The sequence below is a fragment of the Salmonella sp. NW884 genome, assembly GCF_051700745.1.
GTDB lineage: Bacteria > Pseudomonadota > Gammaproteobacteria > Enterobacterales > Enterobacteriaceae > Salmonella > Salmonella enterica.
This window is the reverse complement of record NZ_JAMMDE010000004.1, coordinates 286,836-311,929: the sequence shown is the minus strand read 5'-3', so window position 1 is coordinate 311,929 and position 25,094 is coordinate 286,836. Positions and strand designations below refer to the sequence as shown.

At 55.1% G+C, this 25,094-nt stretch carries 16 protein-coding genes; 4 read left to right on the top strand and 12 right to left on the bottom strand.

The genetic code is table 11. From position 1 onward, the window contains the following. Nucleotides 1-169: 169 nt before the first annotated feature. Nucleotides 170-1,486 (top strand): gluconate transporter, encoded by a 1,317-nt coding sequence (gntT, locus tag NA197_RS12035; protein WP_001131741.1) that lies wholly within the window; start codon nucleotides 170-172, stop codon nucleotides 1,484-1,486. 118 nt (nucleotides 1,487-1,604) lie between these two features. Here gntT and malQ read toward each other — a convergent pair whose 3' ends face one another. Continuing rightward, complete coding sequence (malQ, locus tag NA197_RS12030) at nucleotides 1,605-3,683, bottom strand: 4-alpha-glucanotransferase (RefSeq protein ID WP_064042882.1); 2,079 nt, start codon at nucleotides 3,681-3,683, stop codon at nucleotides 1,605-1,607. A gap of 9 nt (nucleotides 3,684-3,692) precedes the next feature. Beyond that, complete coding sequence (malP, locus tag NA197_RS12025; RefSeq protein ID WP_079849383.1) at nucleotides 3,693-6,086, bottom strand: maltodextrin phosphorylase; 2,394 nt, start codon at nucleotides 6,084-6,086, stop codon at nucleotides 3,693-3,695. 592 nt (nucleotides 6,087-6,678) lie between these two features. Here malP and malT point away from each other — a divergent pair. Further along, entirely contained in the window at nucleotides 6,679-9,384 is a 2,706-nt protein-coding gene (gene malT / locus NA197_RS12020; RefSeq protein WP_000907028.1) for an HTH-type transcriptional regulator MalT, read from the top strand. Between the two features lie 141 nt (nucleotides 9,385-9,525). Here malT and NA197_RS12015 read toward each other — a convergent pair whose 3' ends face one another. From NA197_RS12015 to NA197_RS12000, 4 genes are all read right to left on the bottom strand, one after another. Further along, the gene (locus NA197_RS12015; RefSeq protein ID WP_000220920.1) at nucleotides 9,526-10,086 is read right to left on the bottom strand and encodes a hypothetical protein; all 561 of its coding nucleotides are present in this window, start codon (nucleotides 10,084-10,086) and stop codon (nucleotides 9,526-9,528) included. Next, nucleotides 10,083-11,117 (bottom strand): RNA 3'-terminal phosphate cyclase, encoded by a 1,035-nt coding sequence (gene rtcA, locus NA197_RS12010; protein ID WP_000101035.1) that lies wholly within the window; start codon nucleotides 11,115-11,117, stop codon nucleotides 10,083-10,085. The genes NA197_RS12015 and rtcA overlap by 4 nt, the downstream gene beginning before the upstream one ends. A 3-nt stretch (nucleotides 11,118-11,120) precedes the next feature. Then, nucleotides 11,121-12,335: an RNA-splicing ligase RtcB gene (gene rtcB / locus NA197_RS12005; protein ID WP_017441600.1), complete on the bottom strand. Its 1,215-nt coding sequence runs from the start codon at nucleotides 12,333-12,335 to the stop codon at nucleotides 11,121-11,123. A 347-nt stretch (nucleotides 12,336-12,682) separates the two neighbouring features. After that, nucleotides 12,683-14,236 carry a vWA domain-containing protein gene (locus NA197_RS12000; RefSeq protein WP_064042892.1) on the bottom strand — a complete coding sequence of 518 codons (1,554 nt, stop codon included), beginning with the start codon at nucleotides 14,234-14,236 and terminating at the stop codon, nucleotides 12,683-12,685. Between the two features lie 188 nt (nucleotides 14,237-14,424). Here NA197_RS12000 and rtcR point away from each other — a divergent pair, with 188 nt between their 5' ends. Next, the gene (rtcR, locus tag NA197_RS11995; RefSeq protein ID WP_064042884.1) at nucleotides 14,425-16,008 is read left to right on the top strand and encodes an RNA repair transcriptional activator RtcR; all 1,584 of its coding nucleotides are present in this window, start codon (nucleotides 14,425-14,427) and stop codon (nucleotides 16,006-16,008) included. Here the strand turns inward: rtcR and NA197_RS11990 are convergent. The 3 genes from NA197_RS11990 to glpE form a co-directional block, all read right to left on the bottom strand. Continuing rightward, nucleotides 16,005-16,763 carry a DeoR/GlpR family transcriptional regulator gene (locus NA197_RS11990; RefSeq protein WP_000815085.1) on the bottom strand — a complete coding sequence of 253 codons (759 nt, stop codon included), beginning with the start codon at nucleotides 16,761-16,763 and terminating at the stop codon, nucleotides 16,005-16,007. The two genes, rtcR and NA197_RS11990, sit on opposite strands and share 4 nt — an antisense overlap. 93 nt (nucleotides 16,764-16,856) lie before the next feature. Then, nucleotides 16,857-17,687 carry a rhomboid family intramembrane serine protease GlpG gene (glpG, locus tag NA197_RS11985; RefSeq protein ID WP_000928705.1) on the bottom strand — a complete coding sequence of 277 codons (831 nt, stop codon included), beginning with the start codon at nucleotides 17,685-17,687 and terminating at the stop codon, nucleotides 16,857-16,859. Between the two features lie 75 nt (nucleotides 17,688-17,762). After that, nucleotides 17,763-18,089: a thiosulfate sulfurtransferase GlpE gene (gene glpE, locus NA197_RS11980; protein WP_064042893.1), complete on the bottom strand. Its 327-nt coding sequence runs from the start codon at nucleotides 18,087-18,089 to the stop codon at nucleotides 17,763-17,765. 198 nt (nucleotides 18,090-18,287) lie between these two features. On the opposite strand from glpE, the gene glpD reads away from it, so the two are divergent. Beyond that, nucleotides 18,288-19,796: a glycerol-3-phosphate dehydrogenase gene (gene glpD, locus NA197_RS11975; RefSeq protein WP_064042885.1), complete on the top strand. Its 1,509-nt coding sequence runs from the start codon at nucleotides 18,288-18,290 to the stop codon at nucleotides 19,794-19,796. A gap of 91 nt (nucleotides 19,797-19,887) precedes the next feature. Here the strand turns inward: glpD and glgP are convergent, their stop codons facing one another. The 3 genes from glgP to glgC are packed head-to-tail and all read right to left on the bottom strand — an operon-like array spanning nucleotide 19,888 to nucleotide 25,083. Beyond that, on the bottom strand, nucleotides 19,888-22,335 hold the full coding sequence (gene glgP / locus NA197_RS11970; protein WP_064042886.1) for a glycogen phosphorylase: 2,448 nt from the start codon (nucleotides 22,333-22,335) through the stop codon (nucleotides 19,888-19,890). A 19-nt stretch (nucleotides 22,336-22,354) separates the two neighbouring features. Continuing rightward, nucleotides 22,355-23,788, bottom strand: coding sequence for a glycogen synthase GlgA (gene glgA / locus NA197_RS11965; protein ID WP_001197669.1), 1,434 nt, complete (start codon nucleotides 23,786-23,788; stop codon nucleotides 22,355-22,357). Continuing rightward, nucleotides 23,788-25,083 carry a glucose-1-phosphate adenylyltransferase gene (glgC, locus tag NA197_RS11960; protein ID WP_000253995.1) on the bottom strand — a complete coding sequence of 432 codons (1,296 nt, stop codon included), beginning with the start codon at nucleotides 25,081-25,083 and terminating at the stop codon, nucleotides 23,788-23,790. The genes glgA and glgC overlap by 1 nt, the downstream gene beginning before the upstream one ends. Nucleotides 25,084-25,094 lie beyond the last annotated feature (11 nt).

Below are 25,094 nucleotides of genomic sequence, written 5' to 3'. Positions count from 1 at the left end.
CCGTATCATTCTTATGGGCACCTAACATCCATATAACATCTGACTACGCTCATTCGTTTCAACGGTAATCAGTATTGGTGCTATTGCGACTCTGTTCCCGTCGGGAACAACAGGAATTTGTCGTCGAAACAATGACGTTACCCATAACAAAGTAAAGGCCAGGTAAATCATGCCATTAGTCATCGTTGCTATCGGTGTTATCTTGTTACTTCTTCTGATGATCCGCTTCAAAATGAACGGATTTATCGCCCTTGTCCTGGTAGCGCTCGCTGTCGGGTTGATGCAGGGAATGCCGCTGGATAAAGTCATCGGCTCCATCAAAGCCGGTGTCGGCGGTACGCTTGGCAGTCTGGCCCTGATTATGGGGTTCGGCGCCATGCTGGGCAAAATGCTTGCCGACTGCGGCGGCGCTCAACGTATCGCCACTACCCTGATCGCGAAATTTGGTAAAAAGCATATTCAGTGGGCCGTAGTGTTAACCGGCTTTACCGTCGGCTTCGCTCTGTTCTATGAAGTGGGCTTCGTTCTGATGCTGCCGCTGGTATTCACCATTGCCGCAGCGGCGAATATCCCGTTACTGTACGTCGGCGTGCCGATGGCCGCGGCGCTTTCCGTCACACACGGCTTCCTGCCGCCGCACCCGGGCCCAACCGCAATCGCCACGATTTTCCATGCCGATATGGGTAAGACGCTGCTGTTTGGTACGATTCTGGCAATCCCGACCGTGATCCTTGCCGGACCGGTTTACGCCCGTTTCCTGAAAGGTATCGATAAGCCGATCCCGGAAGGCCTGTACAGCGCGAAAACCTTTACGGAAGAAGAGATGCCGGGCTTTGGCGTCAGCGTCTGGACGTCGCTGGTTCCGGTGATTCTGATGGCGATGCGTGCGGTTGCCGAGATGATTCTGCCAAAAGGCCACGCTTTCCTGCCCGTTGCCGAGTTCCTGGGCGACCCGGTAATGGCTACGTTGATTGCCGTACTGATTGCGATGTTCACCTTTGGCCTGAACCGCGGGCGTTCAATGGATCAGATTAACGATACGCTAGTCTCTTCCATCAAAATTATCGCCATGATGCTGCTGATCATCGGCGGCGGCGGCGCGTTCAAGCAGGTGCTGGTCGATAGCGGCGTGGATAAATACATCGCTTCAATGATGCATGAAACCAATGTCTCTCCGCTGTTGATGGCGTGGTCTATCGCGGCGGTGCTGCGTATCGCGCTGGGCTCTGCGACTGTCGCGGCGATTACCGCAGGCGGCATTGCGGCGCCGCTGATCGCCACTACCGGCGTTAGCCCTGAACTGATGGTTATCGCGGTCGGTTCCGGGAGCGTGATTTTCTCTCACGTCAACGACCCGGGCTTCTGGCTGTTCAAAGAGTATTTCAATTTGACTATCGGCGAGACCATTAAATCCTGGTCGATGCTGGAAACGATCATCTCCGTCTGCGGCCTGATCGGCTGTCTGCTACTGGGTATGGTGGTTTAAGCGAGGCGGCTTGTAGGCCGGATAAGGCAGCAATGTGCGCCAGGATTGCCTGATGGCGCTGCGCTTATCAGACCTACGTGCTCTCACCATCATAAAGCCGGGGAAATCCCCGGCTTTATTACTTCTTCTTCGCGGCCGCTTTTCGGCGCTTATCCAAGTCCTTAATCAGCTTGTTTACGCCCTCATCGGCAAACATAGCCTCAAGAGATGCAGACAATTTCCGCCGCCAGTTTTTATACTGATCGCTGGTGCCCGGTACGTTAACCGGATCGGCCATATCCAGCCAGTCCTCCGGCTGAAGCCCCAACAGACCGCTGTTACTGTCGGCGATATAGCGCTGAAGTCCGCGATTTAGCGTTGGCGTCATCGACATTAACAATGCCTTATGCCCGGCGCGTTTTGGCAGACAGCCATATTTATGCAGCGCGTCCAATAGCCCCTGTTTCGCCCGCTCGCGATCCTCATACAGCCCGCGCAGAATCACTTCATCCGGATAAAGCCCCAGAGCTTTACCCAACGTCAGGTCACCGCATTCCCAATAGCCGCGCAGCGTGGGGAGATCGTGCGTCGAGGCGACAGCCATCGATTGTTGCGGATATGCGCCTGGCGCGCGGAAGTTTTTCTCAAGGTCATTTTCAAACCACAGCACTTTATAAGAATAGACCCCGCTATCGCGCAGCTTGCCGACAATCTCAACTGGCACCGTCCCCAGATCTTCGCCTATCACCATACAGCGGTGACGTTGGCTCTCCAGCGCCAGAATAGAAAGCAAATCATCTACCGGATAATGGACGTAAGCCCCCTGATCCGCTGTTTCGCCATACGGTATCCACCACAGGCGCAGCAACGACATGACATGGTCAATGCGCAACGCGCCGCAGTTTTGCATATTGGCGCGCAGCAGGTCGATAAAGGGCTCATACGCCCGGGCGACAATGATATGCGGGTCCATCGGCGGCAGCCCCCAGTTCTGACCGAGCGGGCCGAGGATATCCGGCGGCGCGCCGACAGATGCTTTCAGGCAGTACAGCTCCCGGTCGCACCAGGTTTCCGCGCCGCCTTCCGCTACGCCAACCGCCAGATCGCGGTACAGACCAATCGGTAGTTTAAAACTCTGGCAGGTATCCCAGCAGGCGGCGAATTGGCGCCAGGCCAGCCACTGAAGCCAGAGGTAAAACTCCACCTCTTCGCGGTGCGCTTCACAGAATTGTTTTACCGCGGGAGACTCTACCGACTGGTACGCCTCCGGCCAGGCTGGCCAGCCCCAGCGCTGCTCATCCTCTTTTACCTGATACGCATGCAGCGCGTCGAATGCCGCCTGCCAGTAAAGGCTCTCGCCTTCGCGGGCGATAAAGTGACGAAACTCCGCCATTTGCGCATCGTCGCGAGCGGCAAACCGCGTCCACGCCATCCGCAGCGCCGTGATTTTCAGCGCGGTAACGGTAGCGTAATCCACCCATTGCGCATCGCGCGCCTGTCGCAGCTTTTGCTGTGTGGCGGGCATTTGCCACCATGCCTGCGCCTCTTCGCTCAGGCGGAAATCTTCGACGGCGTTGACGTCGATATATATCACGTTCAGCCAGCGACGAGACGAGGGGCTGTAGGGACTGGCGCTCTCCGGATTCGCCGGATAAAGCGCGTGGATCGGATTCAGGCCGATAAACGCGCCGCCGCGTGTCGCCACGTCGACCAGCATCGACTTCAAATCGCCGAAATCGCCAATACCCCAGTTTTTTTCTGAACGCAGAGTATAAAGCTGGACGCAGGCCCCCCACAGTTTTTTCCCTTCCAGCAGCGCCTGCGGCTCATAGCATCGCGGCGGGGCGACGATAATCCGGCAGTGCGTACGCTGTTCATCCTGGGTCAACGTCAGGGTGTGGTAGCCCTCCGGCAATGTAGCCGGAAGGTTAAGTTTTTTACCGCCCGTCACGCGCCCTTTGTAATGCACGCCCTCTTCCGTAGTCAGCAGCCAGGCAAACTCGCCGCGCCCCTCTACCGGCAACGCCATTTTTTTACCCGCGGTATAAACCTTCACATTCGGCACGACCGCCTGTGGTCCTGTTGTCGTGCCGTGCATCGCCGCCAGCAAACGTCTCTTGGTTTCAGCGCCAATAGACTGCGGTTTGCCATGAGCATTGATGTAACTGGGGCTGATCCCCGCCGCCAGCGCGGCACTATCGAGACGTTTATTTTCCATCGCGCTCCCTTAGCGTTTTGCCTGCCAGATACGGGCCTGATAATCGCGAATAGAGCGATCGGAACTGAACATACCGCAGCGCGCGGTATTGAGGATCGCGGCGCGCGTCCACGCTTCCTGGTCACGATACAGCGCATCCACCTGCTTTTGCGCCTCGACATAAGCGGCGAAGTCCGCCATGACCAGGTACGGATCGCCCCCCTGTTTGCCGAGGCTATGCAGCATCTGGTCAAAGGCATGTTTATCGCCATCGCTGTATTGACCGCTTTCCAGCTCTTTTAGCACCGCATCCAGCACTTTGTCTTTTTTACGCCATTTCACCGGATCGTAGCCTTTGGCTTTGAGCGCCTTGACCTCTTCCACAGTATGGCCAAAGATAAAGATATTCTCTTCACCCACCTTCTCAGCGATTTCAACGTTAGCGCCGTCCAGCGTTCCCACAGTCAACGCCCCGTTCAGCGCCAGTTTCATGTTGCCGGTGCCGGACGCCTCTTTCCCGGCGGTAGAAATTTGCTCGGAAATATCCGCCGCCGGAATGAGCATTTCCGCCGCCGAGACGCAGTAATCCGGCAGGAAAACCACCTTCAGCTTGTCACCCACCGCCGGGTCGTTATTAATGACTTCCGCAACCTTATTGATAGCAAAAATGATGTTCTTCGCCAGGTAATAGCCCGGCGCCGCCTTCGCGCCAAACAGGAATACGCGCGGTACGCGGTCAGCCTGCGGGTTTTCGCGGATCTCTTTGTACAGCGCCAGAATATGCAACAGATTCAGATGCTGACGCTTGTACTCGTGCAGACGTTTGATCTGAATATCAAAAATCGCATGGCTCGAAATCTCAATCCCGGTACGGGCCTGGATAAATTTCACCAGCCGTTCTTTGTTCGCCCGTTTGATGTCGCGATACTGCTGACGGAACTTCGCATCGTCAGCGTATTTTTCGAGGTTGATCAACTGGTCGAGATCGTTAGCCCACTCTTTTTTCAGCGTTTTATCCAGCAACGCCGCAAGCTGCGGATTGCACTGTTTGATCCAGCGACGCGGTGTAATGCCGTTGGTGACATTGTGGAATTTGTTCGGCCAAAGCTGGTGATATTCCGGGAACAGATCTTTCACCACCAGATCGGAGTGCAGCGCCGCCACACCGTTGACCGCAAAGCCGCTGACCACGCACATATTGGCCATGCGCACCTGACGGTCATGCACCACCGCCAGTTTTGCCCATACCTGCTTATCGCCAGGCCAGGTGTTATCGACCAGCTTCTTAAAGCTGTCGTTAATCTGCTTGATAATCTGCATATGACGCGGCAACAGCGCTTTGATTAACCTCTCATCCCAGCACTCCAGCGCTTCTGGCATCAGGGTGTGGTTGGTGTAGGCGAAGGTTTTGCTGGTGATAGCCCAGGCGTCATCCCAGCTCATCTGGTGTTCATCCAGCAATACGCGCAGCAGTTCAGGGATGGCAATAGTCGGGTGGGTATCATTTAGCTGAATGACCTCATAATCCGCCAGCTCATGCAGCTTGCGTCCGGCCAGATGATGGCGGCGCAGAATATCCGCTACCGAGCAGGCGCACTGGAAGTATTGCTGCATCAGGCGCAGTTTTTTGCCAGCCGTGTGGTTATCGTTGGGATAAAGCACCTTCGTCAGTTTTTCCGCATCGATACCCTGCTGTTCCGCCCGCAGGAAAGCGCCGTCGTTGAATTTGGTCAGATCAAACGGATGCGCGTGGGTCGCCTGCCACAAACGCAGCGGTTGCGCGACACCGTTACGATAGCCTAACACCGGCAGATCCCAGGCCTGGCCTGTAATCACAAAACCGGGCTCCCAGCGCCCTTCTTTGGTGACTTTACCGCCGATCCCAACCTGGACGTCCAGCGCCTCGTTGTGGCGGAACCACGGATAGCTGCCGCGATGCCAGTCATCCGGCGCTTCCATCTGTTTGCCTTCAACAAATGACTGACGGAACAGCCCATACTGGTAGTTCAGACCATAGCCCGTAGCGGACTGCCCGACGGTGGCCATCGAATCGAGGAAGCAGGCGGCCAGACGTCCCAGACCACCGTTGCCGAGCGCCGGATCGACTTCCTCTTCCAGCAGATCGGTCAGATTAATATCGTGCGCTTTCAGCACATCGCTAACGTCCTGGTACCACCCCAGATTTAACAGGTTATTTCCCGTCAGGCGGCCAATCAAAAATTCCATCGAAATGTAGTTCACATGACGCTGGCCTTTCGTCGGCTGCGCTACCGGTTGCGCGCTCAGTAATTCCGCCAGCGCGCCGCTAACGGCCTGCCACCACTGACGAGGCGTCATGTCGGACGCCGACAGTAAACCGAAACGCTGCCACTGACGCGTCAGGGCGGCCTGGAATTGATCTTTATTGAAGGTTGGCTGTGACATAGGAAATCCGTCCTCGGGTAATAAAACAACGTTATCGCTAGTTTGCCAGGCTCGATGTTGACCTTCCTCCTCCCGGCAATGATTAGGGAGGGAGGAGGAGCGGGGATGAGCATAAAAGTGTGATCGCCGCCACTTACCCCTGTATAAACGCGCCGATTCCTGTCAACGACACCCAGTGTTACGCATAATCAAATGAATAAACAGAAATAACAGTAAATCGCGAAGGGGTATTTTCGAAGATTATATGAACGCCGAAATAGTTTCTTACCTGAAATATTCAGCAGCGGGAGGTTCACTAACTTAACATAATTAATTAAACGCCTGGTATCGCCATTGTGTTAAATCCGCATCATGTCCAGGACATTATTTACAATAACGGAAATATGACCTCAGCCCAGCTCTGACGCTCGTTTCAACCGCGCCGAATACTTTTTTAATACCGTTATTTAGAATTGTGACAGAGTGCAAATTCAGACACATAAAAAGTCTGCTTAGCTTGCATTAAAATGCTTTCTGGCCGACCTTATATCTATTAATTACGAAGCGCAAAAAAATCGCAGTTCCCCCCATTTCCCACAGTGAAGTGATTGCTATGTTGATTCCGTCTAAATTAAGTCGTCCGGTTCGTCTCGACCATACCGTGGTTCGTGAGCGGCTGTTGGCTAAACTTTCCGGCGCGAACAATTTCAGGCTCGCCCTGGTAACCAGTCCTGCTGGCTATGGGAAAACCACGCTTGTCTCACAGTGGGCGGCGGGCAAAAATGAATTAGGCTGGTACTCTCTCGACGAAGGCGATAACCAGCAAGAGCGATTCGCCAGTTACTTAATTGCCGCTATCCAACAGGCCACCGGCGGACACTGCTCTACCAGCGAAGCGATGGCGCAAAAACGTCAGTACGCCAGCCTGACGTCTCTCTTCGCACAGCTCTTTATTGAACTGGCGCAATGGCATCGCCCGCTTTATCTGGTGATTGACGACTACCATTTGATTACCAATCCGGTGATTCACGACGCGATGCGCTTTTTCTTACGGCATCAGCCGGAAAATTTCACCCTGGTGGTGTTATCGCGTAATTTGCCGCAACTGGGCATCGCTAATCTGCGCGTGCGCGATCAGCTGTTGGAAATCGGCAGCCAGCAATTGGCTTTTAACCATCAGGAAGCAAAGCAATTTTTTGACCGTCGTCTTTCGTCGCCCATTGAAGCCGCTGAGAGCAGCCGCATGTGCGATGATGTGGCCGGTTGGGCCACTGCGCTACAGTTGATCGCCCTCTCCGCGCGCCAGAACCATACCTCTGCGCATCACTCCGCCCGCCGTCTTGCCGGGATTAATGCCAGCCACCTTTCTGATTATCTGGTGGACGAAGTACTGGATAACGTGGATGTCAGCACCCGACATTTTTTACTTAAAAGCGCGATCTTACGCTCAATGAATGACGCGTTGATTGTGCGCGTGACCGGCGAAGAAAACGGTCAGATGCGGCTGGAGGAGATTGAGCGCCAGGGGTTATTCCTGCAACGCATGGACGACACGGGCGAATGGTTTAGCTATCACCCGTTGTTTGGTAGCTTTCTGCGCCAGCGTTGCCAGTGGGAACTGGCGGCGGAACTGCCGGAGATTCACCGCGCGGCCGCGGAAAGCTGGATGGAACAAGGTTTTCCCAGCGAAGCTATTCATCATGCGCTGGCGGCGGGTGACGCGCAAATGCTGCGCGATATCCTGCTTAACCATGCGTGGGGGCTGTTTAATCACAGTGAACTGGCGCTGCTGGAAGAGTCATTAAAAGCGCTGCCGTGGGAAAGCCTGCTGGAAAATCCGCGGCTGGTGTTGTTACAGGCCTGGCTGATGCAAAGCCAACACCGCTACAGCGAAGTGAATACGTTGCTGGCGCGCGCCGAGCAAGAGATCAAAGGGGTCATGGACGACACGCTGCATGCTGAATTTAACGCGCTGCGCGCCCAGGTCGCCATCAACGACGGCAATCCGGAAGAGGCAGAGCGGCTGGCGAAACTGGCGCTGGATGAGCTTCCTCTCGCCTGGTTTTATAGCCGTATTGTCGCGACCTCCGTTCACGGTGAAGTGCTGCACTGTAAAGGCGATCTCAGCCAGTCTTTATCGCTGATGCAGCAAACCGAACAAATGGCGCGCCATCATGACGTCTGGCATTACGCGCTGTGGAGCTTAATTCAACAAAGCGAAATTCAGTTCGCCCAGGGATTCCTGCAGGCCGCATGGGAAACGCAGGAGAGAGCCTTCCAGTTGATCAAAGAGCAACATCTGGAACAACTGCCGATGCATGAGTTTCTGGTACGTATCCGCGCGCAATTGCTGTGGGCGTGGGCGCGCCTTGACGAAGCGGAAGCCTCGGCGCGCAGCGGTATCGCTGTGCTGTCCACCTTCCAGCCGCAACAACAGTTGCAGTGCCTGACGTTACTGGTGCAGTGCTCGCTGGCGCGCGGCGATCTGGATAATGCCCGTAGTCAGCTTAACCGACTGGAAAATTTATTAGGCAATGGTCGTTATCACTGCGACTGGATCTCTAACGCCGATAAGGTGCGTGTCATTTACTGGCAGTTAACCGGCGACAAAAAATCCGCCGCCAACTGGTTACGTCATACGCCAAAACCGGCATTTGCCAATAACCATTTTCTGCAAGGACAATGGCGGAATATCGCCCGCGCGCAGATCCTGCTGGGCGAATTCGAGCCTGCGGAAATCGTGCTGGAAGAGTTAAATGAGAATGCCCGTAGCCTGCGCTTAATGAGCGATTTAAACCGCAATCTGCTGTTACTCAATCAGCTTTACTGGCAATCCGGGCGGAAAAACGACGCCCAGCGCGTATTGCTTGATGCCTTACAGCTCGCCAACCGGACCGGATTTATCAGCCATTTTGTGATTGAAGGCGAAGCCATGGCGCAACAATTGCGTCAGCTTATCCAGCTCAATACGCTGCCGGAGATGGAGCAGCATCGCGCGCAGCGCATCCTGCGAGAGATTAACCAACATCACCGGCATAAATTCGCCCATTTTGACGAAGGCTTCGTCGAGCGCCTGCTTAACCATCCGGATGTCCCGGAGCTTATTCGCACCAGCCCGCTCACCCAACGTGAATGGCAGGTGTTAGGGCTTATCTATTCCGGTTACAGCAACGAACAGATTGCCGGCGAACTGGCGGTGGCCGCAACCACCATTAAGACGCATATCCGCAACCTCTACCAAAAACTCGGCGTCGCGCACCGTCAGGACGCGGTACAGCACGCGCAGCAGTTGCTGAAGATGATGGGGTATGGGGTTTAACGTGTGCCTGATGGCGCTTCACTTATCAGGCCTGTAGAGTCATTTTAAAACATATTGATATTGCTGGTTTTGTAGGCCGGGTAAGGCGTAGAGGCGTAGCCGCCATCCGGCATAAACGTAAATCCAGACGCTGAGTTGGCTTCAGGCCCGATGGCCGTCGCTCAGCCGCAGGTTAAATGGCACCCATCCATCCGGCGGGTCCCACTCACCACTGCCATAAATAATACCCTCCCGGATATCGTGAATAATGACGCCATCAATACCACACGGTTCCGATCGCCAGATAATGCCGGAACTCACGTGGATAAGAAACGTATACTGAAAGGTTGTGACCAGGAAATTCTCGCTCAGCGAGGCCTTATGATCCCAAACATCGGGTATTGAATAAATATGGCCAACATAATCATCAAGAAACAGGCTCTTAACCTGATGTGAATCCGTATCAAATAAGTGAACGTGCTGACCGTATAATATCGCAATAGTCTTATCATTATTCATGATGCCGCTGAAGCACTGCTCAACGATCCAGCGCCCCTCTTCCAGCGCGACAAAAAGACACAGCACGATAACCGGCTCGCCGTCCTGACTCACCAGCACTCTTCGCCGCATCGTTGAAGGGCCGGAAAAGGGATTAACATCCCTCTCCGGGATGGCGTCAGCAACGCGTTGTTCAGCATCAAGGAAATCAGCGTGGTATGTCATGATCCGCTATCCTTTTTACTTACCATAACCTGCACCATCCCCCTCGCCTCCTCCAGGTTGAACATTACCGGCAAAAACCGTTCCACCACCGCAATATTGGTAAGCAAGTGAGCGGAGGCCCGTGCCACTGTAAACGCGCCTTCGCCCGCCAGCGCCAGCGGTAAAATCAGTTGGTCGGCCAGATGCTCTCCCACCGCCGCCGGGCTTGCGAGATAGCGCCGCGCTTCATGCGCAACCTGATTAGCTACCGCTTCCGCGCTGGTGCCTTTTACGCCGAACGCGGCGAACAGTTCGGTCAACTGTTCGCTTTGAATCATCAGCGACAGCGCGTTGCCCGGCCCGCAGCCGCCTTCCAGCGCAACGACGTTTTTCTCCGCCTGCGGGAAGTGGGTTTCCAGCGTTGCGACTTCACGTTCGCCAACGTGGTAAGGAACCGCCGCCAGCAAAGCTTCGGCGGTGATACGCCGCGTCTCGCCGCGCGATATCAGCGTTAGCCCGCGTAAAGACGCTGCCGGTTCGACGACCGTTGCCGCCGCACCGCCGCCTGCCGGATAAAAGCCGTGTTTTATCAGCGTGGTGCGCTGGTTGATACCCATCCTCGCCAACAGAGGCTCCCAGACGCGGCAAATAAAATCGGCGCTGGGCGCGGCCTGATTATGCGTCCCGCCGTGAACCTCCACGCGAGATGAACCGTCGGCAAACCACAGCGCGGGCAGGACGGTTTGCAGCACCAGCATACAACTGCCCGCGCTACCAATCGCGAAACGGTACTCGCCGCCGCGAATCGGCCCCGGCGTAAAACGCAACTGTTGCGAGCCCAGCTCGTCGCCGTTCACCCGCGCGCCGCAGATTTCCGTTGCCGCCCGCACCGCCGTTAAATGCTGGCGTAGCAGCCCCGGTTTAGCGCGCCCGGCGCGGATGCCGCTCATTTCAAACGGCTGGCCGGTTATCATTGATAAACTCAGCGCCGAGCGCAAAATCTGCCCGCCACCCTCTCCCTGTGCGCCATCCAGCGCGATGATCCTTGCCATTTTCTATCCTTTAACGCACACCACCTGCCGCAGGGTGTACATGATTTCCACCAGGTCAGACTGCGCCGCCATCACCGCATCAATATCTTTATACGCCATTGGGATCTCGTCGATCACGTCCGCATCTTTACGGCATTCGACATGCGCGGTGGCGCGAATCTGATCGTCAACGCTAAACAGTTTCTTCGCTTTCGTTCGGCTCATCACGCGCCCGGCGCCGTGGCTGCACGAACAGAACGACTCTTCGTTACCCAGCCCGCGCACGATAAAGCTTTTCGCCCCCATCGAACCAGGAATGATACCGAACTCACCGCGCCGCGCCGAAACCGCCCCTTTACGCGTCACATAGATCTCTTCGCCAAAGTGCTGCTCTTTTTGCACATAGTTATGGTGGCAGTTTATCTCGTCCATATCGAGGGCGATCGGTTTTTCCACGCAGCGCTGGAGCGCCGCCAGCGCGTTTTCCATCATCGCCTCGCGGTTCAGGCTGGCGAATTGTTGTGCCCAGTGTACCGCTTTCAGATAATCATCAAAATATTCGCTTCCTTCATTAAAATACGCCAGATCGCGGGACGGCAGCGTTTCTAACTGCTCCTGCATTTCTTGCTGCGCCAGGCCGATAAAATAGGTGCCGATGGCGTTACCGATCCCGCGCGAACCGGAGTGCAGCATGATCCATACCCGATCGGTTTCATCCAGACAGATCTCAATAAAGTGGTTACCGGTTCCCAACGTTCCCAGGTGCTTATAGTTATTGGTATTCAAAAAGCGCGGATATTTTTGCGTTAACCACTGATATCCCGCTTCCAGTTGCGCCCATTTTTCATCAACGTTGGCGGGCGGGTTTCCCCATGCGCCCACATCGCGATGCCCGCGTCCGGTGGTACGCCCGTGAGGCACAGCGGCCTCTATGGCGCTACGCAGTTCCGCCAGGTTTTCCGGCAGATCGGCCGCCGTTAAACTGGTACGCAGCGCGTTCATCCCACAACCGATATCCACGCCCACCGCCGCCGGAATAATCGCCCCTTTCGTCGGGATCACGCTACCGATGGTCGATCCTTTCCCCAAATGCACATCCGGCATAACGGCAATATGTTTGAAAATAAACGGCATTTTCGCCGTATTGATCAGCTGCTGACGGGCATCGTCTTCTACCGGTACGCCTTTGGTCCACATTTTTACCGGTGCGTTCTGGGTGGTCATCAATTCGTAATTCATCATTTTTTTCTCGTTTTAATCATTAGGGTGGCGACAAGTTTATGTGAATACACCGCTCTACCATTGAGCTACAGAGCCGGGCTCTGACGGGTCTCGAACCCGCAACAAATGTAGATCCACAGGCATTCGCCAAAATAGGGTGGCACGACAAGTTAAGGTGAATCACCCGCTCTACCGTTGAGCTACAGGGCTAAGCCCCGGCAGGGTTCGAACCTGCGTCTGGCCATACAAGGTGTAGATCCACCAGCATTCGTGCCTTCAGCGCCGCGCGACAAATTCATAGCCGGGATGATACGCATCGGGAAAGATGTAATCCCGGCCAGCATTCGCGCCGCGCTGAATACTCTTTACAGCGTCACGGCTTCAATCTCTTCCAGCCAGTGCGCGCTGCCATAGCGACCGTTAACAAAGTTATCTATCACCGTAAACACCTCGTCGCTGAAGCCGCCGACGTTCAAAATATCGCTTCGTTCCGCCGCCTGGGTGGTACCGTAAGGCAGCAGATCGATACACACCAGGCGCGCCTGCGGGTTGCGCTTTTTCAGTTCGATCCAGCATTCCATGGTGGCCGTTGAGCCATGGCGCGACTTATCAACCCACGATTCGTTATCCGACACCATAATCACCAGATCCACCCGCGCCCGCTCGTTCAACAACCTACGCAGCGGCGCGGAGCAGTTGGTGCCGCCGCCGCCAACCGCCGCCAGCTTTTGCGCGTTGTGCATAACCGACTGGCGCGCATCAAGCTGCACGTCAACCACATCGCATTCAAACGGCAGCACGCGGGCCTGCGGATGATTACGCAGCACGGCGGCGGCGATCAGCCCGGCAACGTCCACGCAGCGGATCTTACTGGTCGCCCCCTTGCGATAGCCGGTTATCGACGACTTCATCGACCCCGACACGTCCGGGCAGACCACCACATTGCCGTGAAACGGCGGAATGTTCTCCAGCGCGTACTCCATCGCCTGCGCTAAAGCCTCGCGAATAACCTGCGGCACGCCGCTTTGCAGATTGCTCCACGCCGACAGCAACTGATAAGGATAAACCCAGGACTGGCGCACCTGCGCTCTGTCCGCCAGCCGCTGCGCCACGCTGGCGGCAAGCGTTGTATTCTCAAACACGTCATGACGCGCCAGCGTATTCAAATTCATCCGCAACGTTTGCCAACTCATCCGCTGCGCCAGTTGTGCCCACTGTTCGCGACTCAGCGGCGCGTTGGTCAGCAGTAAAAACGGCACATCGGGTAAGGCCGCGCCCATGTCGCCTTCACGAAACGCCAGCAGCGCGCGCGTTTTTTCCGGCAGTTGCGTCTTATCGCACGGCTTACCAATCAGCCAGGCGAAGAAGGCTTCCTGCCACGCCGCTTGCGGCCGTGGGTGCACCATTTTGACGATATCCGCCAGCGACGGCGCATTGCCCACCGATGCCTGCAATAAACGCTCTTCGCTGGCGTTCTGTAACCAACGCTGCACCAGCTTCTTTGGCCGCGTCCCCAGCGAGCGCCGCCCGGTCACGCCGCTGCGCAAAATTTGCACAAAGTTACGCAGCATCCGGCCATTGTTGATCACCCGCGCAAATACTACCGGCAGCAGCGCCGAACCACGCGCCGCCAGAATGGCGGTCAACAGCGCGGGCATATCCTTCATCATCCCGCGTTCGCGGCCATAAATCGCCAGTTGCGCTAAAAACAGATCGTCGAGATCTTTCGCCGTCGCCAGAACATCATTTAGCTGCGCCTGGCCGCTGGCATAAAAAGTCTCGTTCATGCAGCCGGTCATCACCATTTGCGCCAGTTTATGGCGCGGGGTGAAGGCAAAGGCCGCTGCGCCTTGCTGATTGCTGGCGTTGGCCAGCGGCACGTCCCTTAACAGCGAACGGAACAAAAGTGGATTAGCCATTTGTTTTTCCCATTCCGTTATTCTCCATGCCATGGTTATTGCAACCAGCGTGCCAGAAAATAAATTATTTTTTAATCTATTGATTTTTAATTGATTTATTTCTTTAGCGTTCAAGTGAAAGAAAAATGCCTGCACGGTAGTCATTAAAAAGCGATAAAATTATCTCGTCTTTTAGAAGGAAATCTAAGATGCGAAAAACGGTGGCCTTTGGTTTTGTCGGTACGGTACTCGACTATGCAGGACGCGGCAGTCAACGTTGGGAAAAATGGCGCCCTACTTTGTGTCTGTGCCAGCAGGAGACGCTGGTCGTTCACCGCCTGGAACTGCTGTACGATGCCCGCTCTCGCTCGCTGTTTGAAGGATTAAAGAAGGATATCGCCAGCGTCTCGCCGGAAACGGAAGTCGTCGGCGTAGAAATCGCGATCCGCAACCCGTGGGACTTCGAAGAGGTTTACGCCTGCCTGCACGATTTCGCCCGCAGCCATACTTTTCATCCCGAAGATGAAGACTATCTGATTCACATCACCACCGGCACCCACGTCGCGCAGATCTGCTGGTTCCTGCTGGCGGAGGCGCGCTATCTTCCGGCGCGATTAGCGCAGACCTCGCCGCCGCGCAAAAAAGATAAACCGCATAGCACGGGCGACGTGACGATTATTGACCTCGACCTCAGCCGCTACAATGATATCGCCACCCGCTTCGCCCAGGAGCGGGTGGAGACGCTCAACTTCCTGAAGTCCGGCATTGCAACCCGCAACCCGTGTTTCAACCGGATGATTGAGCAAATTGAGCGCGTCGCGATACGCTCCCGTTCGCCAATCCTGCTCAATGGCCCGACCGGCGCGGGCAAGTCGTTTCTCGCCCGTCGCATCTATGAACTAAAACTGGCCCGCCACCAGTTCAGCGGCCCGTTTGTCGAAGTGAACTGCGCCACCCTGCGCGGCGACACGGCGATGTCGGCGCTGTTCGGCCACGTTAAGGGGGCGTTTACCGGCGCGAGAGAGGAGCGTGCAGGGCTGCTGCGCAGCGCCGACGGCGGCATGTTGTTTCTTGACGAAGTGGGAGAACTGGGCGCGGATGAACAGGCCATGTTGCTGAAAGCCATTGAAGAAAAACGCTTTTACCCTTTCGGCAGCGACCAGCAGGTCAGCAGCGATTTCCAGTTGATTGCCGGCACGGTGCGCGACCTGCGCCAGCGGGTGGCGGAGGGGACATTCCGCGAAGACCTGTACGCGCGTATTAATCTCTGGACCTTCGAACTACCGGGCCTGCGTCAGCGCCAGGAAGATATTGAGCCAAACCTTGACTACGAACTGGAACGCCACGCGGCGCTAACCGGCGACAGCGTGCGTTTTAATACCGAAGCGCGCCGCGCCTGGCTGAGCTTCGCCACCTCGCCGCAGGCCGCCTGGCGCGGTAACTTCCGCGAACTCTCCGCCAGCGTCACCCGCATGGCGACGCTGGCGGACAACGGGCGAATCACGGTCGAAACGGTAGACGATGAAATCGCGCGTTTGCGCTATAGCTGGAATGACCATCGCCCCTCCGCGCTCGACGGACTGCCGGGCATTGACGCAACGGCGCTGGATCTGTTTGACCGTATGCAACTGGAAAACGTCGTTGCGGTCTGCCGCCAGGCGAAAACCCTTTCCGACGCCGGGCGGCAGCTATTCAACGTTTCCCGTCAGGGGAAAGCCACGGTGAATGACGCTGACCGGCTGCGTAAGTACCTGGCGCGTTTTGGTCTGACGTGGGACGTTTTACAGAATTAACACAGCTCCAGTTGGATATGGTTCTCCGTCAACACCTGCATCACGCCCGGCGGCGGCAGGGTATCGGTGTAGACCGCATCGACCATACTAATGCTGCCCATGTTTACCATCGCGTTACGGCCAAATTTAGAGTGATCCACCACCAGCATCACATGGCGCGAATTTTCGATAATCGCACGCTTGGTGCGTACCTCATGGTAGTCAAATTCCAGCAACGAGCCGTCGCTATCAATACCGCTAATACCGAGAATGCCGAAATCGAGACGGAACTGGGCGATAAAGTCCTGCGTCGCTTCGCCAATAATGCCGCCGTCGCGGCTACGGAGTTCGCCGCCAGCGAGGATAATACGAAAATCCTCTTTCGCCATTAGCGTGTTCGCTACGTTCAAATTGTTGGTCACGATCCGCAAATTACTGTGCCCTAACAGGGCGTGCGCTACGGCTTCCGGCGTCGTGCCGATATCAATAAACAGCGTTGAACCATTGGGGATCTGGGCCGCGACTTTGCGAGCGATGCGCTCTTTTTCTTCCGTTTGCGTCGCCTTACGATCGTGCCACGGCGTGTTCACCGAGCTGGAGGGCAACGCCGCGCCGCCGTGGTGGCGCAAAATCATATTCTGTTCCGCCAGATCATTAAGATCCCGACGAATGGTTTGCGGGCTGACAGAAAAATGCTCCACCAGCTCTTCCGTACTGACGTACCCCTGTTTTTTTACCAGTTCAATGATCGCGTCATGCCGTTGTGTTTGTTTCATGAATAATCTCTGAAAGTAACCAACCTTGCGCCGGATAGCGGCATTCGCCCTACCCGGCCTGGAAAAATATCTCGACCACAGGCCGGATACGCCTCACGTTCGTTTTCGCGCATTCAGCGTATCAACAAAGGCCATCGCTAAACCGACGATAAGCCCGGCGATGTGCGCGCCGTTCGCCATAGACATGCCAAACCAGTCAAACCAACCAGCGACTATCCACAATAATGCAAAAATAATTAAGCCGCGCTGGAGGTAAATTCCGCTTTGCGGATCGCGCTCTCCGCGCAGCCACACGTACCCCATCAGCGCATAGACGACGCCGGACAGCCCGCCAAACCACGGGCCGCTAAATTTCTGCTGTACATAGCCGCTTAGCAGCGCGCTTATCACCGTAATGACGATTAATTTACCGCTGCCCAGGCGCTTCTCTACCGCCCCGCCGAGATACCACCACCACAGCAGGTTAAAAAGAATATGCATCAGTGAGAAGTGCATAAAGATATGGGTGAAGTAGCGCCAGACTTCAAATTTTAAAACCGGATCGAACGGCCACGCCAGCCACACCATCACCGTCTGATCGCCGATGAGACTCATCGCGATATAGACCACCACGCAGGCGAGCATCACGATCCAGGTAACAGGGCCGGCTCGTTCACGCAGCGTGGCAAGAAAGGGAAAACGGCGGTAGCGCAGTCCGCTGTTAGTCTGCCCGGACTGCCAGCTAGCCGCCAGATAACGCGGATCGCCGGGATTTTCTATAAACCGCGCCAGCTCGACCCGCACACGTTCGGCCTGCGATTCATCTGCCAACCAGATATCGCTTTGATTATGTTGCTGAATAGTAAGAATGACGCCCTGGGTGGCCATGTAATCAACAAATGCCTGCGCCACGCGAGGATTCGCAAAGGAAGTAATCATCAACATTATTGCTGTCGCTTAGTCCATACAAAAGAAGACAGTATATATACCCTTCTCGTCGGAGGCTGCATCTTTATGGGATTACGCGCCATTCGCGACATCGGCAGGGAAACGGCGATGCCAGGCCTTAAACCCGCCGTCAATGCTGTAAACCGCATCATAGCCTTGCTGGAGCAGATACTGCGCGGCGCCTTTACTACTGTTGCCGTGATAGCACATTACCATCACGGCGGTATCGAAACCATGCTCACGCATAAACGCGCCCAGCGTATCGTTAGTCAAGTGAAACGCCTGCGGCGCATGACCCATGGCATAACTTTGCGGATCGCGAATATCGACCAGCACCGCCGCGCCCTGGTGCAGTTTCTGATACGCCTCTTCTACAGTGATACATTCAAATTGTTCCATGAATCGCTCTTTCATTATTGCCGGTGAAGCCAATTAAGGCATTTTATCGCCCAGTGTACGTTGACGGAGTAGCTTAACGCCATAATGTTATACATATCACTCTAAAATGTTTTTTCGATGTTACCAATAGCGCGTTTCTTTGCTATTATGTTCGATAACGAACATTTTTGAACTTTAACGAAAGTGCAAGAGGGCAGCATGGAAACCAAAGATCTGATCGTGATAGGCGGGGGCATTAACGGTGCAGGCATCGCGGCTGATGCCGCCGGACGCGGTTTGTCCGTACTCATGCTGGAAGCGCAGGATTTGGCCTGCGCAACCTCTTCCGCCAGTTCGAAACTTATCCACGGCGGCTTACGCTACCTTGAGCACTACGAGTTCCGTCTGGTCAGCGAAGCGCTGGCAGAACGTGAAGTGCTGTTGAAAATGGCGCCGCACATCGCCTTCCCGATGCGTTTTCGTCTGCCGCACCGCCCGCATTTACGTCCGGCCTGGATGATCCGTATCGGTCTGTTTATGTACGATCACCTCGGCAAACGTACCAGTTTACCCGGTTCCACCGGTGTGCGGTTTGGCGCAGATTCGGTGCTCAAACCGGAAATCGTGCGCGGATTCGAATATTCCGACTGCTGGGTAGACGATGCGCGTCTGGTGCTGGCTAACGCACAGATGGTGGTGCGTAAAGGCGGCGAAGTCCTTACCCGTACTCGCGCAACCGCCGCTCGTCGGGAAAATGGCCTGTGGATTGTCGAAGCGGAAGATATCGACACCGGTAAAAAATATGTCTGGCAGGCGCGCGGACTGGTTAACGCCACCGGACCGTGGGTCAAACAGTTCTTCGACGAAGGGATGCACCTGCCGTCGCCGTATGGCATCCGCCTGATCAAAGGCAGCCATATCGTCGTGCCACGCGTCCATAATCAGAAGCAGGCGTATATTCTGCAAAACGAAGATAAGCGTATCGTCTTTGTCATTCCGTGGATGGAAGAGTTTTCGATCATTGGCACGACCGATGTCGAATATAAAGGCGATCCGAAAGCGGTAAAAATTGAAGAGAGCGAAATTAATTACCTGTTGAAGGTTTATAACGCGCACTTCCAGAAACAACTGGGGCGCGATGACATCGTCTGGACGTACTCCGGCGTCCGTCCGCTGTGCGATGATGAGTCCGACTCACCGCAGGCGATCACTCGCGATTATACCCTTGATATTCATGATGAAAACGGCAAAGCGCCGCTGCTTTCCGTGTTTGGCGGTAAGCTCACGACCTACCGTAAGCTGGCCGAACATGCGATGGAAAAACTGGCGTCTTATTATCCAGGCATCGGCCCGGCATGGACCAAAACGTGCGTACTGCCCGGCGGCGACATCGACGGCAGCCGCGAAGATTACGCGGCGAAGCTGCGTCGTCGTTATCCGTTCCTGACGGAATCGCTGGCGCGCCACTATTCGCGCACTTACGGCAGCAACACGGAGTGGATTCTCGGCGAAGCCACGTCGCTGCTTGATTTAGGCGAAAATTTCGGTCATGAGTTTTACGAAGCGGAACTCAAGTACCTGGTGGATCACGAATGGGTGCGCCGTACTGAAGATGCTATCTGGCGTCGCACCAAAGAAGGCATGTGGCTGACCGCCGAGCAGCAATCCCGCATCACCCAGTGGCTGGCGGCGTATGTTGAGAAACACCAACTTTCAATGGCGTCCTGAGAAAAATGCCGGATGGCGGCTAACGCCTGATCCGGCCTACAAGGATACATAAACGTAGGCCGGGCAAGCGAAGCGCCGTCGGCATCGGGATTTACAACCGCACCGGATCAATATGCCAGATATTTTCGGCATACTCTTTGATGGTTCTGTCCGATGAGAAGTAGCCCATATTGGCAATGTTGAGCATCGCTTTCGTCGTCCATTCTTCCGGGCGACGATACAACTCATCCACCTTATCCTGGCAGTCCACGTAGCTGCGGTAGTCCGCCAGCACCTGATAGTGATCGCCAAAGTTAATCAGCGAATCTACCAGATCGCGGTAACGGCCTGGCTCTTCCGGATTAAAGACGCCGCTACCAATCTGCGTCAGTACCTGATGTAGCTCTTCATCTTTTTCATAATAGTCGCGAGGCTTATAACCCTGCCTGCGCAACGCTTCCACCTCTTCGGCAGTATTACCGAAGATAAAGATATTCTCCTCGCCGACATGCTCCTGCATCTCTACGTTCGCGCCATCCAGCGTACCAATGGTGAGCGCGCCGTTCAGGGCAAATTTCATATTACTGGTGCCGGAAGCTTCTGTCCCTGCCAGCGAAATCTGCTCAGACAGGTCGGCAGCGGGAATGATTACCTGCGCCAGGCTGACGCTGTAGTTCGGGATAAACACTACTTTCAGCTTGTCGCCAATCTGCGGATCGTTGTTAATCACTTTCGCCACGTCGTTGATCAGATGAATAATGTGTTTTGCCATGTAATAGGCAGAAGCCGCCTTACCGGCAAAAATATTCACCCGCGGCACCCAGTCGGCCTCCGGATTTTCTTTAATGCGGTTATAGCGGGTAATGACATGCAGTACGTTCATCAACTGCCGCTTGTATTCGTGAATACGCTTAATCTGCACGTCAAATAACGCTTTAGGGTTCACCACCACATTCAGTTGTTGCGCTATCACTACCGCCAGCCGCTTTTTATTTTCCAGCTTCGCCTGACGCACCGCATGATTGACCAGCGGATAATCACAATGCTGCTTCAGCTCGCTGAGCTGACTAAGATCGGTACGCCAGGTACGACCAATATTCTCATCCAGCACGTCAGAAAGCGGCGGGTTTGCCAGCGCCAGCCAGCGGCGCGGCGTAACGCCGTTCGTGACGTTACAAAAACGGGTCGGGAAAATCTTCGCAAAATCCGCGAACAGCGACTGCACCATCAGGTTGGAATGGAGTTCAGAAACGCCGTTGACTTTATGGCTGACTACCACTGCCAGCCAGGCCATCCGTACCCGGCGACCGTTCGACTCATCAATAATCGACGCGCGTCCAAGCAGGCTGGTATCGTTGGGATATTGCTCCTGCAACGTTTTCAGGAAATAGTCGTTAATCTCGAAGATAATCTGCAGGTGACGGGGCAGAATTTTCCCCAGCATATCGACGGGCCAGGTTTCCAGCGCCTCGCTCATCAACGTATGGTTGGTATAAGAGAAGACCTGACAGCACACCTCAAACGCGTCGCCCCAGCTAAATTTATGTTCATCAATCAGCAGGCGCATCAGCTCCGGAATTGACAGCACCGGATGCGTATCATTGAGGTGAATGGCGATTTTATCCGCCAGATTCTCATAGGTTTTATGCAGTTGATAATGACGGTGCAGGATATCCTGTACCGTCGCCGAGACCAGAAAATACTCCTGGCGCAGGCGTAGCTCGCGTCCGGAATAGGTGGAATCGTCCGGGTAGAGCACCCGTGAAACGTTCTCAGAGTGGTTTTTATCTTCCACCGCCGCAAAGTAGTCGCCCTGGTTGAATTTACCGAGGTTGATTTCACTACTGGCCTGCGCATTCCACAGCCGCAGTGTGTTAGTGGCGTCGGTGTCGTAACCGGGGATGATCTGATCATACGCGACGGCCAGAATCTCTTCCGTCTCAATCCAGCGCGCTTTTTTACCTTCCTGCTGAATGCGCCCGCCAAAAAGCACCTTATAGCGCGTATTGTGGCGCTTGAACTCCCACGGGTTGCCATATTCCAGCCAGTAATCCGGAGATTCTTTTTGCCGCCCGTCGACAATATTCTGCTTAAACATGCCATAGTCGTAGCGAATGCCATACCCGCGACCCGGTAATCCTAGCGTCGCCAGCGAGTCCAGGAAGCAAGCCGCCAGCCGTCCTAAGCCGCCGTTGCCAAGCCCTGGGTCATTCTCTTCATCGATCAGCTCTTCGAGATCTAAGCCCATGGCCTCCAGCGCGCCTTTAACGTCATCATAAATGCCCAGCGAGAGCAGCGCGTTAGAGAGGGTACGACCAATCAAAAACTCCATCGACAGGTAATAAACCTGCCGGGTTTCCTGCGATAATTGGGCTCGATTAGAACGCAGCCAGCGCTCCACCAGACGATCGCGCACCGCGAACAACGTGGCGTTCAGCCATTCGTGTTTATTGGCAATGACCGGGTCTTTACCAATCGTAAACATCAGCTTATAGGCAATAGAATGCTTAAGCGCCTCAACGCTGAGAGTGGGCGATGCATAAGTAAACGGAGCATTCATATAAATGATTCCTGGATGACTATTTCAAGCGATAGTACAGCTCGCGGTATGATTTCGCGGCAACTTGCCAGCTAAAATCCATCGCCATCGCCTGCCGTTGTACAAACCGCCAAAGCGAAGGCCGTGACCACAACACAAAAGCACGCCGAATCGCGCGTAGCAACGACCAGGCATTACTGTCTTCAAAGACAAAACCGCTGGCGATACCGTCCGCCAGATTTTCCAGCGAACTGTCGGAGACCGTATCGGCCAACCCCCCGGTACGCCGCACCAGAGGCAGCGTGCCATACTTTAAGCCATATAACTGCGTTAAGCCGCACGGTTCGAAACGACTGGGCACCAGAATAACGTCCGCGCCGCCCATAATGCGATGCGAGAAAGCTTCGTGATAGCCGATCTGTACGCCAACCTGCCCTGGGTGTTCCGCCGCCGCCGCGAGGAACCCTTCCTGAAGCACCGGATCGCCCGCGCCGAGTAGCGCCAACTGGCCGCCCTGCTCCAGCAGCCCCGGTAACGCCTCCAGCACCAGATCCAGACCTTTCTGGTTGGTCAGACGGCTTACCACGGCGAACAGCGGCACTTTGTCGTTAACCTTCAACCCCATCGCAATTTGTAGCTGACGTTTGTTTTCCGCCTTCTCTTCCAGGGTATCGCGCGTGTAGCGCGACGCCAGCAGCAGATCGGATTCCGGGTTCCAGATCTTCTCATCCACGCCGTTCAGTATGCCGGACAAGCGCCCTTCCAGATGACGCTGACGCAGCAGGCCTTCCATGCCATAAGCAAACTGCGGTTCGGTAATTTCACGCGCATAGGTCGGGCTCACCGCCGTAATATGGTCGGCATAGTACAAACCGGCCTTCAAAAAGGAGAGTTGTCCGTTGAACTCCAGCCCATGCATATTAAAGAATGACCACGGCAGTTCGATGTCATCCATATGCTTTGCATAAAACATGCCTTGATAGGCCAGGTTGTGTACGGTAAAGACCGATTTCGCCGGCCGCCCGCGCGCCGCCAGATAGGCGGGCGCCAGCCCGGCGTGCCAGTCATGGGCGTGCACCACGTCGGGGCGCCAGAATGGATCAAGTCCGCAGGCCATTTCACAGCCGACCCACCCTAACAGGGCAAAGCGCAGCACGTTATCGGTATAGGCATATAAATTCGTATCGTGATAGGGACTGCCTGGACGCTCGTACAGATGCGGCGCGTCGATCAGATAAATACCCACGCCGTTATAATGCCCGAACAGCAGCGATATCTTACCTGCGAAAGTATCGCGGCGGCTCACCACATGCGCATCGGGTATCCCCCGACGGATATCGGGAAACCCTGGAAGCAGAACGCGAACATCAACACCATCCGCAATTTGTGCCGCAGGCAACGCGCCTATCACATCCGCCAGCCCCCCAGTCTTCAGCAGGGGGAACATCTCTGAACATACATGTAAAACCTGCATTATCGCTCCTGTTTGACCTGCAGTTTGCGCAGCATTTCACGCGTGACCAGTACAATACCTTCTTCTGAACGGTAGAAACGACGAGCGTCCTCTTCCGCATTTTCACCAATCACCATGCCTTCCGGGATAATACAGGCACGGTCAATAACACAGCGACGTAAACGGCAGGAGCGCCCTACCCAAACCTCAGGTAACAACACTGCCGAATCAATATTACAAAAAGAATTTATTCTCACCCGGGGGAAGAGCACAGATTGCACCACCACCGAACCAGAGATAATGCAGCCGCCGGAGACCAGCGAGTTCAGCGTCATACCGTGGCTACCGGAGCGGTCCTGCACGAATTTCGCAGGCGGTAGCGATTCCATATGCGTACGGATAGGCCAGTTCTGGTCATACATATCCAGCTCCGGCGTCACCGAGGCTAAATCCAGGTTCGCCTTCCAGTAAGCTTCCAGCGTACCTACATCGCGCCAGTACGGTTCGGCTTGTGGATCGGACTGCACGCAGGAGAGCGGGAAAGGATGCGCGTAAGCCATACCTTCGCGGGTGATTTTGGGGATAATGTCTTTACCGAAATCGTGGCTGGAAGCGTCATCTTTATCGTCTGCCGCCAGCAATTCATACAGGTAATCGGCGTCAAAAACGTAAATGCCCATACTGGCCAGCGATTTGCTGGCGTCACCAGGCATTGCGGGGGGATTCGCCGGTTTTTCGACAAAATCAATAATCTTGTCGCTTTCATCGACCGCCATCACGCCGAACGCCGTCGCTTCTTTGATCGGCACCGGCATACAGGCCACCGTGCAACGCGCGCCCTTTTCAACGTGATCGATCAACATACGCGAGTAGTCCTGCTTGTAGATATGATCGCCTGCCAGGATGACGACATATTCCGCTTTATAGCGACGAATAATATCCAGGTTCTGGGTCACCGCGTCTGCCGTGCCGCGATACCAGTTTTCGCCCTTCATACGCTGTTGGGCTGGCAGCAGATCGACAAATTCGTTCATCTCTTCGCTAAACAGTGACCAGCCGCGCTGAATATGCTGCACCAGCGTATGGGACTGATACTGAGTGATCACGCCGATACGGCGAATCCCGGAGTTCAGACAATTAGATAAGGCGAAATCGATGATGCGGAACTTCCCACCAAAGTGGACGGCTGGTTTGGCGCGTTTGTTCGTTAAATCTTTTAGACGCGTGCCGCGGCCGCCGGCCAGGATTAGGGCAACAGATTTCAATGGCAGCTGGCGCGCCAACATTACACGATCGTTCTTCTCTAAACTCACCATGATTAACTCCT

Coding starts and splice junctions, on each gene's coding strand:
- gntT (WP_001131741.1), top strand. CDS start 170: ATGCCATTAGTCATCGTTGCTATCGGTGTTATCTTGTTACTTCTTCTG.
- malQ (WP_064042882.1), bottom strand. CDS start 3,683: ATGGAAAATAAACGTCTCGATAGTGCCGCGCTGGCGGCGGGGATCAGC.
- malP (WP_079849383.1), bottom strand. CDS start 6,086: ATGTCACAGCCAACCTTCAATAAAGATCAATTCCAGGCCGCCCTGACG.
- malT (WP_000907028.1), top strand. CDS start 6,679: ATGTTGATTCCGTCTAAATTAAGTCGTCCGGTTCGTCTCGACCATACC.
- NA197_RS12015 (WP_000220920.1), bottom strand. CDS start 10,086: ATGACATACCACGCTGATTTCCTTGATGCTGAACAACGCGTTGCTGAC.
- rtcA (WP_000101035.1), bottom strand. CDS start 11,117: ATGGCAAGGATCATCGCGCTGGATGGCGCACAGGGAGAGGGTGGCGGG.
- rtcB (WP_017441600.1), bottom strand. CDS start 12,335: ATGAATTACGAATTGATGACCACCCAGAACGCACCGGTAAAAATGTGG.
- NA197_RS12000 (WP_064042892.1), bottom strand. CDS start 14,236: ATGGCTAATCCACTTTTGTTCCGTTCGCTGTTAAGGGACGTGCCGCTG.
- rtcR (WP_064042884.1), top strand. CDS start 14,425: ATGCGAAAAACGGTGGCCTTTGGTTTTGTCGGTACGGTACTCGACTAT.
- NA197_RS11990 (WP_000815085.1), bottom strand. CDS start 16,763: ATGAAACAAACACAACGGCATGACGCGATCATTGAACTGGTAAAAAAA.
- glpG (WP_000928705.1), bottom strand. CDS start 17,687: ATGTTGATGATTACTTCCTTTGCGAATCCTCGCGTGGCGCAGGCATTT.
- glpE (WP_064042893.1), bottom strand. CDS start 18,089: ATGGAACAATTTGAATGTATCACTGTAGAAGAGGCGTATCAGAAACTG.
- glpD (WP_064042885.1), top strand. CDS start 18,288: ATGGAAACCAAAGATCTGATCGTGATAGGCGGGGGCATTAACGGTGCA.
- glgP (WP_064042886.1), bottom strand. CDS start 22,335: ATGAATGCTCCGTTTACTTATGCATCGCCCACTCTCAGCGTTGAGGCG.
- glgA (WP_001197669.1), bottom strand. CDS start 23,788: ATGCAGGTTTTACATGTATGTTCAGAGATGTTCCCCCTGCTGAAGACT.
- glgC (WP_000253995.1), bottom strand. CDS start 25,083: ATGGTGAGTTTAGAGAAGAACGATCGTGTAATGTTGGCGCGCCAGCTG.